At 44.7% G+C, this 14,050-nt stretch carries 10 protein-coding genes and 1 tRNA gene; 6 read left to right on the top strand and 5 right to left on the bottom strand.

What is annotated here, in order from left to right; genetic code table 11:
* The first annotated feature begins 46 nt into the window (after positions 1-46).
* From JNN12_01835 to JNN12_01850, 4 genes are all read left to right on the top strand, one after another.
* Positions 47-886 carry a hypothetical protein gene (locus JNN12_01835; GenBank protein MBL7977052.1) on the top strand — a complete coding sequence of 280 codons (840 nt, stop codon included), beginning with the start codon at positions 47-49 and terminating at the stop codon, positions 884-886.
* A gap of 30 nt (positions 887-916) precedes the next feature.
* Positions 917-2,500: an L-aspartate oxidase gene (gene nadB, locus JNN12_01840; GenBank protein MBL7977053.1), complete on the top strand. Its 1,584-nt coding sequence runs from the start codon at positions 917-919 to the stop codon at positions 2,498-2,500.
* Positions 2,484-3,668, top strand: a complete 1,185-nt coding sequence (locus JNN12_01845; GenBank protein ID MBL7977054.1) for a hypothetical protein — start codon at positions 2,484-2,486, stop codon at positions 3,666-3,668. The genes nadB and JNN12_01845 overlap by 17 nt, the downstream gene beginning before the upstream one ends.
* A 46-nt stretch (positions 3,669-3,714) precedes the next feature.
* A tRNA-Thr gene (locus tag JNN12_01850) sits at positions 3,715-3,787 on the top strand.
* Positions 3,788-3,892: 105 nt separating this feature from the next.
* On the opposite strand, the gene JNN12_01855 is transcribed toward JNN12_01850, so the two are convergent.
* The 3 genes from JNN12_01855 to JNN12_01865 form a co-directional block, all read right to left on the bottom strand.
* On the bottom strand, positions 3,893-4,414 hold the full coding sequence (locus tag JNN12_01855; protein ID MBL7977055.1) for a hypothetical protein: 522 nt from the start codon (positions 4,412-4,414) through the stop codon (positions 3,893-3,895).
* A gap of 268 nt (positions 4,415-4,682) precedes the next feature.
* Positions 4,683-5,498 (bottom strand): thioredoxin domain-containing protein, encoded by an 816-nt coding sequence (locus JNN12_01860; GenBank protein ID MBL7977056.1) that lies wholly within the window; start codon positions 5,496-5,498, stop codon positions 4,683-4,685.
* A gap of 129 nt (positions 5,499-5,627) precedes the next feature.
* Positions 5,628-6,356 carry a PorT family protein gene (locus tag JNN12_01865; GenBank protein ID MBL7977057.1) on the bottom strand — a complete coding sequence of 243 codons (729 nt, stop codon included), beginning with the start codon at positions 6,354-6,356 and terminating at the stop codon, positions 5,628-5,630.
* A gap of 107 nt (positions 6,357-6,463) precedes the next feature.
* Between JNN12_01865 and JNN12_01870 the strand changes: the two genes are divergently transcribed.
* Positions 6,464-7,561, top strand: coding sequence for a quinone-dependent dihydroorotate dehydrogenase (locus tag JNN12_01870; GenBank protein ID MBL7977058.1), 1,098 nt, complete (start codon positions 6,464-6,466; stop codon positions 7,559-7,561).
* 52 nt (positions 7,562-7,613) lie between these two features.
* Positions 7,614-9,200: a hypothetical protein gene (locus tag JNN12_01875; GenBank protein ID MBL7977059.1), complete on the top strand. Its 1,587-nt coding sequence runs from the start codon at positions 7,614-7,616 to the stop codon at positions 9,198-9,200.
* 19 nt (positions 9,201-9,219) lie between these two features.
* Here the strand turns inward: JNN12_01875 and JNN12_01880 are convergent, their stop codons facing one another.
* Together JNN12_01880 and JNN12_01885 are read right to left on the bottom strand one after the other, a co-directional pair.
* Complete coding sequence (locus tag JNN12_01880) at positions 9,220-9,786, bottom strand: GrpB family protein (GenBank protein MBL7977060.1); 567 nt, start codon at positions 9,784-9,786, stop codon at positions 9,220-9,222.
* 114 nt (positions 9,787-9,900) lie between these two features.
* Positions 9,901-13,953 (bottom strand): DUF11 domain-containing protein, encoded by a 4,053-nt coding sequence (locus tag JNN12_01885; protein ID MBL7977061.1) that lies wholly within the window; start codon positions 13,951-13,953, stop codon positions 9,901-9,903.
* Positions 13,954-14,050: the final 97 nt, after the last annotated feature.

The raw sequence follows: 14,050 nt of genomic DNA on the forward strand, positions 1-14,050 counted from the left end.
CCGTATAGGTATAAATGGGTTTCTGATGACTTAAAGTCCACTACATATGCCACGTTTTCTTGTATTACTACTAATCCCACTGCTGCTTACGGCCTGTCGAAGTACACGTCCCGATCCTGAGCGCGGTTATCCGGTGTATTCTGAGCGCCCACTCTTGGTTAACAGTCCGTTATTGCCTGATACGACAACAGGCATTCCTGCCGAAAATCCAACATTAACGCCACTTCCACCCGCTTCTGCCAACGATCCCGAAGAAGCCGATTTTGAACTCATTATCCGCGAAGTGGAAGCTTGGAAAACCCAAGATCCGGGGCCGGGGGCAACCGATGAAGTCGCCTTATATTACCTGGCATATGTCCGAGAAAAAGGTCAGCCGGAAGCGGATATCTATAAGGCAGGGTGGACCCAGCAGAACGTTGCTGCCCAAACGGTATTTTCTATTGACTGTGGTGCCTTTCTGTCTAATGTTAAACGGAGTGATGTGGCTTGTTTACCACTACAAACCATGCCTTTGCGCTTCCGAATGCAAAAAGATGGCCATGTTAACCTTGTATTTCGACTCATGGAATTGGATGATGAGGCAGATTTTGCCTTGGCAACGCAAGTGATAGGAGGTCTTACGACGGCCAATAATGTGGTGCGTATTATAGCAAAAGTACCCACTGCCATGCTGGTGACCGAATGGATAAATTATGCACTGGTGGGGGCTAATTTTGGGATCAAGGCCGCTAATATGGTTAATCAAGACGATGTTCTGGGCGAAAAATCGGATGCCCGCACGTGGAAAACCCTTCTCCAAAACCAAAGCACCCAAGCACAAACATTTGTTGGTGGAGATGGATCCTATCAATATAAGGTTAGGTATATCATCCGTCGCATTCGCTAATTGTTTTCTTTTAAAAAAGGGTCTTTTAATATGATTCATCAATTTGATTTTCTGGTGCTGGGTTCGGGCATTGCCGGACTTTCATTCGCACTCAAAGTGGCCCCACATGGGTCGGTAGCGATTGTCACCAAAAAACAGTCTGCCGACTCCAACACCAATTGGGCACAAGGAGGGGTGGCTGCAGTTATGGATCCATCAGATAGTTTCGAGAAACACATTGAGGATACCTTAATTGCTGGAGCGGGACTTTGCAAGCGGGAAGCGGTGGAGGTGGTGGTAAAAGAAGGACCAGGATACGTGCGTGAATTAATGAAAATGGGGGCCCACTTTACGCAAAAAAATGGTGTTTTGGACTTGGGGCGAGAAGGGGGCCACTCTATGAACCGGATTGTCCGTGCAGAGGACATGACAGGTCGGGAAATTGAACGGGCTTTGTTGATACAAATCCGAAATCATCCGAATATCCAAGTCTTTGAACACCATTTTGCCTTAGAATTGATTACACAACACCATCTTGGCGAGGTCGTTACCAAATTCAGGACCGATACCCAGTGCTATGGGGCCTATGTGTTGGATGAGCACGAAGACAAAGTAGAAGTGTTCTTGGCCAAAGCGACATTGTTGGCTACTGGTGGGGGAGGGCAGGTCTATGCCCATACCACCAATCCGATGGTAGCGACTGGCGATGGGATGGCGATGGCGTATCGCGCAAAAGCGCGAATTGCTAATATGGAGTTTGTGCAATTTCACCCCACGTCTTTGTATCGGCCCGGAACGTCTTTTCTTATTACCGAGGCTGTTCGCGGCGAGGGTGGTTTGCTGTTTAACCAAGCAGGCGAACGCTTTATGACTAACTACGATGAACGATTAGAACTGGCTCCACGAGATATTGTGGCACGCGCCATCAACGATCAAATGAACAAGCGAGGAGAAGAATTTGTCTATTTAGATATTTCGCATAAGCCCAAGGACGAAATTATTTATCATTTCCCCAATATTTACGATCAATTGCTGTCTTATGGCATAGACATGACCAAGGAACCGATTCCGGTTACGCCGGCTGCACATTATTTTTGTGGGGGGGTTCTCACAGATTTAGAAGGTCGGACTTCTATCAATGGCTTGTTTGCCTGCGGAGAGGTTACTTGCACTGGTTTACACGGGGCCAATCGCTTGGCTTCCAACTCGTTGGTAGAAGCGATGGTATTTGGTAATCGGGCCGTAAATCCTGCCATTGCATATGCCCAGAGCACCCAATTCCGTACCGATATACCCGCATGGGATGATAGCGGGACCACAAATGCCGAGGAATTGGTGCTCATCACCCAAAATAGACGAGAATTGCAGGCCATCATGTCTGCCTACGTAGGTATTGTTCGCACCCGGCTGCGCTTGGAGCGGGCATACCGTCGGACCTTCTTTTTGTTTGAAGAAACCGAAGATTTTTATCGCCGAACCCGAGTGTCTGTTGGGCTGTGTGAATTGCGCAATATGATTACCGTGGCTTATATGATCATTAAATGTGGCCTCCAGCGAAATGAAAATCGGGGGCTGCATTACTTGCTGGAGTACCGCGATAAACCTCAAATGGAGCCGCGTGACTCTATTATCTGACCCACGTTTCACGACGGTCTTCCGGTATTCCGTCCTATTTGTCGGTACGACTCTTTTTTGCTGGGGTTGGTACGGACACATTGATTTGGCGGTTTTTGGAGACAAGGATCTCCGCCATTATCGGCACATGGCAGCGGCAGCCCCAGATCTGGCTTGGACGGTACGTGCTCCGTTTGGCTTCCGAATCTTGCCACCGTGGCTTGCTGGTTTATGGCCGGGGGGATTGGATGCGGGCTTTAGATGGGGGACTTTGCTGACCATTGGTGGGTTGGCTATTTTATGGGTACATTGGCTGGCAAATTGGGGATTAAGTCCCACGGAACAAAGTGTGGGTCTGCTTTGGCTCCTGTTGAATCCACATTTTGTGGGCTTTCCGGCATTTAATCCATATCAATGGGGAGATGTCCTAACCATGGTGCTAATTTTGGGAATGGCCCTCAGTTTGTTCAAAAATAAATACAGCCAATTTGGTTTTTTACTCCTTCTTGGTGCAATGACCCGCGAGGCGAACTTGCTCATGTTGCCAGTGGCTCTCTGGTATTTCCGCAAAAATCGTGTAGGGATCAAGGATGTATGGGGAATGGTTTTACTGTCCATCTTGGCATTAATGGTTTTTATGGCCATCCGGACCGGAGTTCGGGTTGAAAACCAAGATTGGCACCTTTGGGGCGCTCTTTCAATCTATGCCCGACAATTAGCCGATCCTGTGGCGTGGGGGCGCTTACTGCTCAATACATATGCCCCTTTTTCGGTTCTGCTGCTTGTTTGGTACAAGCCCTTCTTTCGCCTCTTTAAAGCCCATCCGGCTTGGGGGGGGTTTGGAGGATTGGTCTGGATTTCTTGCTTCTTTGGGCAAGACAAGGAGCGCCTACTCGCACCAACGTTTTTTTTGGTCTATTTTGGCATTCTGCTCTTGTTTCATGGGTTGCCGGAAAATCACCGTAAGACCGGGTACTGGATAACCACTTGCGCCGCCTTTTTAACTTCTTGGCACCATTTGGTGGCCCGCTTTCCCATTTTCCCCAAAGGAATATATTTTGGGTTAAGTGCCTTTCTGACGCTTGTATTGGGCTTCTGGGCTTGGAAGCAGAAAGATCATTTATCTGCACAAGATGAAGGCTTCTTGAAAGACGTAGGGTTTGGCGTAGAAGTTAATAAAAACACTTGACACCCATAGGGGTTTTCCAGTATCTTGAAAACCTTGAATTTATCAGGCCAATGTAGCTCAGTTGGTAGAGCAGTTCACTCGTAATGAACAGGTCACCGGTTCGAGTCCGGTCATTGGCTCAAAGCCTCGTTTCAAAAAACGGGGCTTTTTTTATCGGCTATTATGGCTACCAATGGGTTACGAGCCGTCTAATTAAACAAATTGAAGGCGTTTAAGCCAGAGGATTAACCCAGAACAACCTCCATTAAAAAGCGCATGACAGGCTCGATTGTGATAGGATGTTCACCACTTAACCGCAAGATGGGCCTGAAGCTAGGGGGCACTTGCCCATATGTTTGATGGCTTAACCAGATGTGTTCCCGGTACCAATCGGGAACGCGACCCCACCTTAAATCCCGATTCTTTCGTTCAATAAAAGTTTTTTTAGAAATGGATAGGAAGATACCAGCATCGAATCGGCGATACAATTCCGCATCCCAGAATACCATTAGCCCATCGGCAATTACCACCGAGTGGGCCTTTCGTGCCTGATCTATGGCAGCGATAAAGGCCGAGAAATCCAGTGAACCTGGGGCCTCCCAATCCGTCCGATCCTCATCCCCATGTCGTATTCGGGGTTGTAGGGAGCGCTTAGCCACAAACTCGTCTTGATGAAGGGCCACAGCGCTTGGGCCAAACTGTTGCACAAGTTGCAGCGATAAGGTGGTTTTTCCGGATCGGCTGATGCCCCCGATTCCAATGACCATGTTTTATCTATAATATGAAGATGGCCCACAGACGATCGCACAATTTGGGCACAAAAATAGAAGCATTTCCCAATACCCAGTCCCAAGTTCTTAAAGCTTTCGCAATCAGTATTTATTGTACTGGTATCGTTTTATTACGGAGTTAGCGAACCGATCTCCGAAAGCCTTATAGAGGCCACAGAAAAGGGGGCGTATTGCTGGATTCTTGTTAGCCCAAAAAGCCCCAGCCAATAGGCATAGGGCTTACGTTGAAAAATGTCAGATGGCCTTAGCGTCGAGGACGTTTTCCTTTGGGTTGCTCGGCTGGTGTAGCTGCCTGAGGCTGTAATTTAGAACTGAGTGCTTTGATCTCTTCGACAAAGTTGGCACCTGAGCCTCGAATAAATTTGGCCACTTTTACGCTTCCGTCTGGCTGGGTATAGCCCAGTACCAATGTCGGGGTGGAACTGATGCTTGCACCTTCTGCCATTTGGATGGTTTGATTAATGGCTGCATCGTATTTGGGGCCATTAACGCAATCTTGCAGTTTGTTACCATCGGCTCCCACTTTGTTCGCAAACGTGCCCAAAGAATCTAAGGACGATTGTAGTTTGCCTTGGTTTTTGAAAAAGGCGTCGTGAACCTCCCAGAATTTACCCTGCTCGTTGGCACAACGTCCGACCTTTGCTGCTTTTAAGGCGAGTGGATGAATAGAAGTGAGTGGTAAATCCACAAATACTTTTTTCAGCACGCCAGCTGTTACCAAGCTATCTAAAGTTGGGGCCACATTGTTCGCAAAAGTAGCACAATAGGGGCACTGAAAATCGGAAAACTCCAGGATGGCGATGGGTGCGGTGGCCTTTCCTTTTTGGGGTAAGTCTTTGACATCAAAAGACAATTTAATTTCTACGGCGGCGTCAATAAATTGCTTTAAGGTACGGACTTCTCCATCTAAATATTGCACATAACGGTACAATTGCTGGACTGCCTGACGCAATTGGGTCACTTCATCGGCGGCAGGCGGATTGCCTTGCGTCACTTGTTGGGCACGGGTAGGAAGCCATACCAGGCCAAGCAACAAGACAGGAACATAAAATTTTTTCATGTAGAAATAGATTATAGGTTAGATGCTGAATTCAACGCTTGATTCGTCTTAAATAGTATAATCAATCCCTATACCAAAAAGAAAGCCCACTTCTGTTGGAAGCAGGCTTTCGGGAAAAATTATTGTAGTTCAAAGTTTGATACTGAGAATAACTTGTCCGGAAATGAGTTTTTCGCTGTTTTCATATTCAGCAGGATTCAAGAACTTAACATAGTAGTTGTTCATGACATCCGTAAGCCCATAGTTCAACCGGCCCTCAATCCGTGTTCTTTTTAAATTCAGCCCCAAGCCAAAGTTTGCATCAAGTCCCATTTTTTCATAGAGACTGCCTTCTTGCGGTGTCCCTGTTGGAATGTCTGCATAACCACCTTCGCCAATTTTATCCTTCAGATAGTCGTAGGCCAGATCTTTTATGGCTTCTGTATTGCCCGATTGAATGTTTTTGATTAGTTCTTGTCCTTTTGCAACCGAAGTCAAAAGCGCATTGATTTGTGGTCCAGCCCCAATGTCAATCCGTCCAATCTTGGCATAAAGCATAAGGGGAACGGAAACATAACCATTTTTGGTATCTAATTGCCGTAGGATTTGGGTATTGCTTTGTCCGGCACGTTGCTCTTCGGTGCTCCATTGTTTGGAAGCATAAATGACCTCTATTTGTGCGCCAATCCGTCGGGTATTGGTGCGCGCATAAAGTCCGGCCATAAAGCCTGGGGCAACATTTATGGATTTGAATTTGTAATCTGCATCAGTGATGAGGCTGATATTCGTACCGCCTTTGAGACCATACTCAAGGCGTTGTGCGGTAGCAGGAAGGGAGACAAGCAGCAGGACCGCAAGCAAGAAGAAGGTATTTTTCATGAGAAATAAGGGTTGATTGTTGTAAGATGTGAATTAAGTTATGTAAGATTTAAATGCTATAATAATCGTTACGCATTAACACCATCGGAAGGATCATCAAAGGAAATATGTTCTATCAACTTCTAAAACCGTTTTTGTTCAATATGGATCCAGAAACGGCACACCACTTAGCGATGCAAGTGGCCCACTGGGGAACTTGGGCGTCGGGGGTGATTGATCAGGTGTATCGGGTCTCGGATATGCGGCTACGGCAAAACTTGTTTGGAATGGACTTTGCCAATCCTGTAGGACTTGCTGCTGGCTACGATAAAAATGCAACCCTTTTGCAATTTTGGCCTGCATTGGGGTTTGGTTTTATGGAAGTTGGGTCAGTGACGGCGCAGCCCTCGGCAGGGAATCCCAAACCGCGTGCGTTTCGCTTGCCCGACGACGAGGCCCTTATCAACCGGATGGGCTTAAACAACGACGGGGCGGCAGCGGTTGCGCAACGGCTGGCTGGTGTGGGCCAATCGGCCATTCCATTAGGGATCAATATTGCCAAAACACACGACCCCACCCTCTTGGGAGCAGCGGCCATAGCTGATTTTGCAATGACTTTCCGGCTATTGGCCCCCTTTGCGGGGTATGTTGCCCTAAATATCTCGTGCCCCAATACTGCCGAAGGCAAAACCTTTGAGGAACCGGATGCTTTAAGCCAGCTCCTTTCTGCCATCTTCACTGAACGATCAACGCTTGGTTCGGAAGTACCTGTTTTGGTGAAACTATCGCCTCCCGCCTCCGAAAATCCTCAAGACCTCGCTTATGTAAAGGATTTACTATCCGTCATTCGGGCCTTCCCCATTGCCGGACTAATTGCGACGAATACGGCATCGGATCGGGCAGGGCTGAAGTCTAAGGCCAAGGTTGTGGAGGAAATTGGGCGGGGCGGCCTCTCTGGGAAACCGCTACGGAATCGTTCTACGGCCTTGATTCGGGTATTATACCAAGAAACTGAAGGAAAACTACCGATTATTGGGTTGGGGGGCGTGGATAGTCCGCTCGCCGCGTTCGAGAAGATTAAAGCGGGAGCGGCATTGGTGCAGGTTTATACGGGGATGGTGTATCAAGGGCCGGGGTTGGTTTGTGACATTAATAAAGGATTGCTTCGTTTGATGGAAGAAAATGGTCTGCAACATATCCGAGAAGCAATTGGCAAGGAGGTTTAAAGAAATGTGGATGCTACTGATGTTTTTTATGCTGTTTAACGTGAATTCGTTCTTGCGTATCAACAATGTTAAAAAAAACACAACAGCTATTGAAGAGCATGATGAGGAATATACAACTTCTATCAAACGAGATTCCATCTGGGTGAGGTTCTCTTCACGAGTAAAACCCGGAGAAGTAGCTTATTTTGAGGGGATGAGTCTTTCAAAAACAGATATAAACCTTGAAATAAGCCGTCTGGAACATACCAAGCCCTTTATAAGCAACGAAACTAAGGGAGCCATTCTTCAAGAAAATTACTTCATATCCTTAAAAAAGAAGGAAGAAAAAAATTTTTATTTAGGAAGAAATAGTAAATATTTTGATAAAGAAGGAGTTTATAAAGTGTGTTTGATTAATAAAAAATTTGATGAAAATAAAATATGTAGCTATTTAGAAGTAACTCATTTTTCTGTTTTTTCAAGACTAAAAATAGATAGAAAAATTCTTGAATTAATGATCGGTTATACGAATATTATTGATTTTTCAAAAGATGTTTCTGTTGTAGTGGTCTATATGGATGAGAATAAAATAAATATAAAAGAAAAACGTAAAATAAAAATAAACAAAAATGGAATGGTTTCGATTAACTTGAATCAAGGAATTGATTTTTATGTAATAATTGAAAATAAAAATGGTGATTCAGTTACTTTTTTACCTGATTTTAGTGAATATAAATACTATCAAGAAGAAAAAAAAGAAATGATTATTGATAAAAAATTATTAAGAACAGTTGTGGATATAACATTTGATAAAAATATCTACAGTGTAGGTGATACGGTATGGTATGCAGGTTATATACATAAATTAACATCAAAGGGCCTTAAGCCTATTTCATCCTATGTTAAAAAAATTGATTTTTTTTATAAGAAGAATATTGGTGCTGATCAATCTGACGTTTTATTTTTGACGAAACAAGAGAAAACGAATAAATTTGGTGTTTTTGAAGGATACTTTATTTTGTCCGATTTCTTAGCTAATGCCCGTATCTTTACTAGATCGGCGTATGATGAGCCGTTTGCAGATATAAGATATGACAATAAAGTTGATTCCTTAAAGACACAGGTTCGTGTTTCTGAGTTTATTGAGTTACATGCTCCAGATCCTGAGTTTGATAATGAATTACCTAGGTATTTTGAAGGAAATGAAGAGCTTTATTGTAAAAATAATTTGATGTTTTTTACGATGGATTCATATTTTTATGTGCCTTCATACCTTGATAATAATATAGGTTTTATTAAATTTAAAATAAAATCTAGTGTAGAGCAAAATGTTTTGTTAGAAGAGTCTATTAATGGAAAATTGAGGGCAAGTTGGCGAAAAATAAAGAAAGGAGATAATTTTTTTATTTTGAATTCTTTTGGTAAACACAGGAAATCATTTTCAATATCTATTTCTGGTGTAAATATGGGGTACTTGACGCAGGTTTCAGAAAGATTTTTTGATGAAATGAAAGAGATAGATAATGCAGAATTACAAGAAAAATTCAAACGTAAATATCAATCCTTTTCTCTATATCACAATAATAATTACTATAAAGTTTACCCAGCGATTGGACATTGGGTCGATGAGAATGGATATTATTCAAGTTTATCTCGATAGATATGATTTTAAATATTCATCAGATATTTTGCTTTTTGATTGTTATTAAATCATTTTCATCGAAATCACCCATGCTGAGAATAGATAAAACGAATGCTGTTTTTTGTTGATTATAGCGTTCTTTTGTCATTGTTTTTTCTTTGATCAAATTTGCTTTAAGTTGAGAATATTCCTGTGCCAGTTGTTGATTATTTAATAAAGTATCTCGGAATAAAATATGGTTTTTCAAGGCCAAACTGTCTGAGAAACATACGTATAGGTGATGTTTCTGCCATTCTTTGTCGTTACCGGTTATTGGTGTCCGAGGAGAAGTTTGTCTAAATACAAATCGCCCAGGAATGCCTTGTTCGCCTTTGTATATATACCCCACTTCTCCGAGCCTCTCCGAGATGCCATCGAGGTGTAATTTGTCTTCAATAATAATATCTATGTCTAAAATGGGTTTTGCTACAATGTCAGGGATGGCTGTGCTTCCGATATGCTGAAGGTCAATCGGGTAGCCGTGAAGGACCTCTGATAAAGCTTTTTTTACCCGGCTAAATTCAGTAGCCCAATTTGGATTATGGGGTTCGATAAAGTGTGTCATGGTGCATGCTGAAGGCCTCTTTAATTTGAAAATAATCTTTCATTTATTGACCCCATTATAGATATAAACCCCATCTTGTGAGGATAGGGTTTTATCGGAATGCTGTTTTTTGGGTTAGTCTGATTTTACGACCCGTTGAACAAAGACTTGGTTGTTAATGGCGACACGCATCAGGTACAAGCCATTTGCAGAAGTCGTTCCATGTACTGTTTTCCCGTCCCAGTGCAAGGTATGGAAACCAGCTTCCATACCTTCATTAAGCATTAAATCACGCACCCGCCGGCCCAGCAGGTCGTACACTTCGGCGTGGATTGTGGCCTTTTCTGCCAACTGAAGCGGAATAGACGTTTGTAGGCTAAATGGGTTTGGATACGCTGGTAATAGTCCATTGGCTTGGGGCAGTTCGGAAGTAGGCGCTTGTTGCGATACCCGAATTTTAAAGCGTCGGACGCTGTTTTCCTGTTGCGATACGAATGCGAGTACGGGATTTTTACGCAAATCCTGCATTTGTTTAGAAACAGGATCTATTGCCCATACACCCAGATGGTTGGGTAACGAGGGGGGGATGGTTGCTGAAACCTGAATGGGGCCTCTTTCGCTGCTTCGGATGCTCATTTCCCATTCGCCTTCCGTAAGAAATGGACGAATGTCGGACTTATACCGGGTGAGTGGCCTTCCCCAATCTTCATGGTCGAAGGTGAGTTGTAGGTATGGTCCCAAAACAGGTGGGGCAGCCCGATCCATCTCGTCCCAATCTGGCTCGGCGGCTTGATGTGCCCCTAACAAGGCCTCTTGTGCCAATAATTTACCGGATTTCGCTTGAAGACGGATCTGCCATTCTGGGTTAACTGCTTGTAGTGTCTCGGTTTTGGTCACTATTCTCCTGAAGGGATCTACAAATAGGCTATCGGACTGGTTGCCAGTCAGGTTGTTGGCGACAATATATCCTTTAAACGGAGAAAAAACCGTTGCAGCCAACCACAAGGGTTCTGGTGTTCCATCTTCATTTTGGTCGCTCACATTAAACGTCTCCATTTGGAGGGCCTGTCCAGATTTAGCGGAAAGGTTGCTAATCGGTAAGTCGAATTCAAAGGGCGACCCGACCATGTTCCATCCGGGAGCCAGTACACGTTTAAAGACCTTGTTTAGGGGGATAGAAGTGGCTTCGCCCAAGAGGAGGTCTTGTGGCAAAGGTTCTCTGAAGATGAGCCAGAATGCAGCACCGGGTGTGAATGTCAATTCTGTTTCAGAAAGTTCAACCAGTTCCTCACTCGTTGAATTTTGACCAAACAATCGCCAACGAACCGGGTTGTATGCTCCCAAAACAGGTTCAAAGAGGGTGCGGATATTGTTGTTCTTCAGCAGGTGGGGGGTAGAGATGAAATTATATTGCGCTGGATCATTTCCATTGGTTAATAATTCCGATTTGAAGCCCAAACTACCATTGGCAATGGTGATTTGAACCGCACCACGGGGGCTGATCACATTTTGCCCCCTATTGTCTTGAATGGTTGCAAAATATTCCAGCCCTTGGATCCCCACCGCCGTTGCCGGAATGACAGCACTAAACGTGGTCGGATTGGTCTCTGTCCCGTCCCGTGTCATGGTTAGGCTTGTGAAGCTTGGATCCCCCCCTTTACGGAACTGCAAGGTTGCGCTGGAGATCCCTACATCATCTTGGGCTTGCACACGGATGGTGAGGGGTACTGAAAGGGGTTGTGGTGTTTCAAAGCGGGTTATCCCAACAATGACGGGTGCGGTATCGCGGTTAATGGAAATCTGAGCGCGACTCCAATCATCTTCGGATTGCACGTTATTGCCAGGGGTGGAGTCCACATCTATTTCGCTTGCTTTGGCAACCTGAGCGATATTGGTCGCCAATCCAGGCTCGTTCAATCGGGTGGTAATGGTGAGTTGTACGGATTCAGATTCTAAGAGCTCACCAATCACCCATTGCCCTGTTTGTGCATTAAAGGTGCCTTTGTTGGGGCTTCCAGAAACGAAGGCTAAGTTTGGGGTTTTGGTATTACTAACTTCGACATTGGTGGCTGGGCTGGGACCTTTATTGACGACAAGGATTCGTAGGGTAGAAGTAGTTCCTTCGATGCCTGTGGTAGGGGTTGCGGTTTGCGAGATTTCGAGATCAATCCGTGGGGTAACGGAGACATTCACACAATCGTCGTCGTCTTCGTCGGTGGCGCCATTATTGAAGTTGTTGGGTCTGGAATCTCGGTCTGTCTGAGTAACGGTAGCAACTTCGGCACAGTTACGGTGGCTTTGTAAAGCCCTGACTGTAATCCGTAGCGTCGTGGAGGCTTGTGGCGCCAAACTGCCAATCGTCCAGAGGTTATTGGTAAATACCCCCGATGGGCTGGCCGATACAAAAGAAACCCCAGCAGGCAGGACATCTCGGACAGTCACGCCAGTGGCGGTAATGCTGCCCGTGTTGCGTAAAGAGAGGGTGTAAACCACGTTGCTTCCGGCAAGAGGGTTTGTGTTGTCCACGGCCTTGCTGAGTTCCAAATCCACAAAAGGATCATTTACTACCAATACTTTATCTCGGCTCCGTAGTACCAAACCGGAGATTGCGGTGTTGGTGACTTCAAGATAATAGGCGCCACTCTCGTTCAATTGTGCATTTGTGAAAGTAAGCGTATTGGTGGTAGCCCCTTGGACTGCGTTTTGACCACGTCGCCATTGGTAGCGGTTGTTCGCTCCCCCCACTGCTTCCGAAAACGACGCCGATTGCCCAACATCCACCGTACGGTTTTCAGCGGTACCAAAAAGGTTTTGTGGGGAAATGATTGGGAAAGACTTTCCTGCAAGCCATGTGGCAAAAGGTTCAAAATCTTCGAATGTCAGGTTATTATTCGAGACATTCAGGGTTTGTAAACTACGAAAATTGGTGAAATTAGGAAGGTCGGAAAGTTGATTGTTCTGTATTTGTATCGAAAGCATGTTGGCCGGTAAATTCACCGCTCCTGTAGAAAGATTGTTGCCTGCAAAATTAACAAATTGTAAGGCACTGAGGTTCATAAACGACGCTGGAATGCTACCGCTCAGGTTGTTATTGGCCAAAGCCAAGCCTGTTACTCGGTCTCCACTCACGGTGACACCCTCCCAGTCAGCTACTCTTCCAGTGAGCCAATTCGCTTTACGCTGCCAGTTTGTACCACCTGTATTGTTGTATAGACCAACCAATGCCAGTGAATCAGCTTGGTTGATGAGGGTACGAACCAATAAATTAATCGTTGCAGAAGTGAGCACGAGTCCCTGAACTTGGCTGTTTGAAACCGTAAATTGGTATTGTCCAGCCGAAGATTCTGTTATACTATTTAAGCTTAAGGGGTTTTGATTGGTATTGGGGATAGTTACATTATTTTTTGCCCAGGAAAAGACATTGTATTGGCCACTCACCGTACCAAACCCTAATGTTGTATTGTCGCCATAGCTGACTACTTGTGTTTTGTCTGAACCGATTGTTTTTTGAGGAGAGATAATATATTTGGCCGCATTTTGGCTGAAAAATCCTGCATTAGGTTCGAAATCCGCAAAGTCTAATTGGTTGTTAGATAGATTGACGGTTTCAATATACATAGACATTTGCTGAGGATTAAACAGGAATCCATTCAGGTTGTTATAAGAGATGTCTAAAACCGACATGTCATACACATTATGCACTTCAGCAGGAAAAAGCCCTGAAAAGTTGTTGTTGTTTAACCGCAATTGATAAAATCCGGCACTTTTTTTATTTAAGGGGGCTTGATTCGGTGGTCCAGATGCTTTGCTTTCACTAAAGGTATTCCGAATGATTTCCTTTGGTACCGCGCCTGTAAGTTTGTTATGAGACAGGTTCATCACCGAAATATAGTACAGTGCATACGGGTGTGCAATGAAAGCATTAGCAAACTCAGACAAATCCCCTGTGAGGTTATTGTTGGATAGGTTGATTTCGTCCACCCAATTGTAATAAATGGTGATGCCATACCATTGGGAGACAGGGTCTTTTAGCCAACCTGTCTTATTCGTCCAATTGGTCCCTCCCGTGCTATTGTACAAAGCAACCAAGGCCAGAGAGTCCGCCTCGGAGACAGTGGGTTGGGCTTTTGAGGGTTGCGGGATTAGCAGAAAAGGCGCTAATGCGTAGAGAAGAATTCGCTTTAACATGGCATTGTAAGATAGGAGGAAGGTATTGGTAAATATTAAAATAGAAAAATGATCATGAAAATAAAAGTGTTATATGGATCATCCTGCCCATTTGCTC

Source organism: Bacteroidetes Order II. bacterium (assembly GCA_016788705.1).
Lineage (GTDB): Bacteria > Bacteroidota > Rhodothermia > Rhodothermales > UBA2364 > UBA2364.

What these genes read in the sequence shown, in the direction of transcription:
- JNN12_01835 (MBL7977052.1), top strand. Translation starts at nt 47, where the DNA reads ATGCCACGTTTTCTTGTATTACTACTAATCCCACTGCTGCTTACGGCC.
- nadB (MBL7977053.1), top strand. Translation starts at nt 917, where the DNA reads ATGATTCATCAATTTGATTTTCTGGTGCTGGGTTCGGGCATTGCCGGA.
- JNN12_01855 (MBL7977055.1), bottom strand. Translation starts at nt 4,414, where the DNA reads ATGGTCATTGGAATCGGGGGCATCAGCCGATCCGGAAAAACCACCTTA.
- JNN12_01860 (MBL7977056.1), bottom strand. Translation starts at nt 5,498, where the DNA reads ATGAAAAAATTTTATGTTCCTGTCTTGTTGCTTGGCCTGGTATGGCTT.
- JNN12_01865 (MBL7977057.1), bottom strand. Translation starts at nt 6,356, where the DNA reads ATGAAAAATACCTTCTTCTTGCTTGCGGTCCTGCTGCTTGTCTCCCTT.
- JNN12_01870 (MBL7977058.1), top strand. Translation starts at nt 6,464, where the DNA reads ATGTTCTATCAACTTCTAAAACCGTTTTTGTTCAATATGGATCCAGAA.
- JNN12_01880 (MBL7977060.1), bottom strand. Translation starts at nt 9,786, where the DNA reads ATGACACACTTTATCGAACCCCATAATCCAAATTGGGCTACTGAATTT.
- JNN12_01885 (MBL7977061.1), bottom strand. Translation starts at nt 13,953, where the DNA reads ATGTTAAAGCGAATTCTTCTCTACGCATTAGCGCCTTTTCTGCTAATC.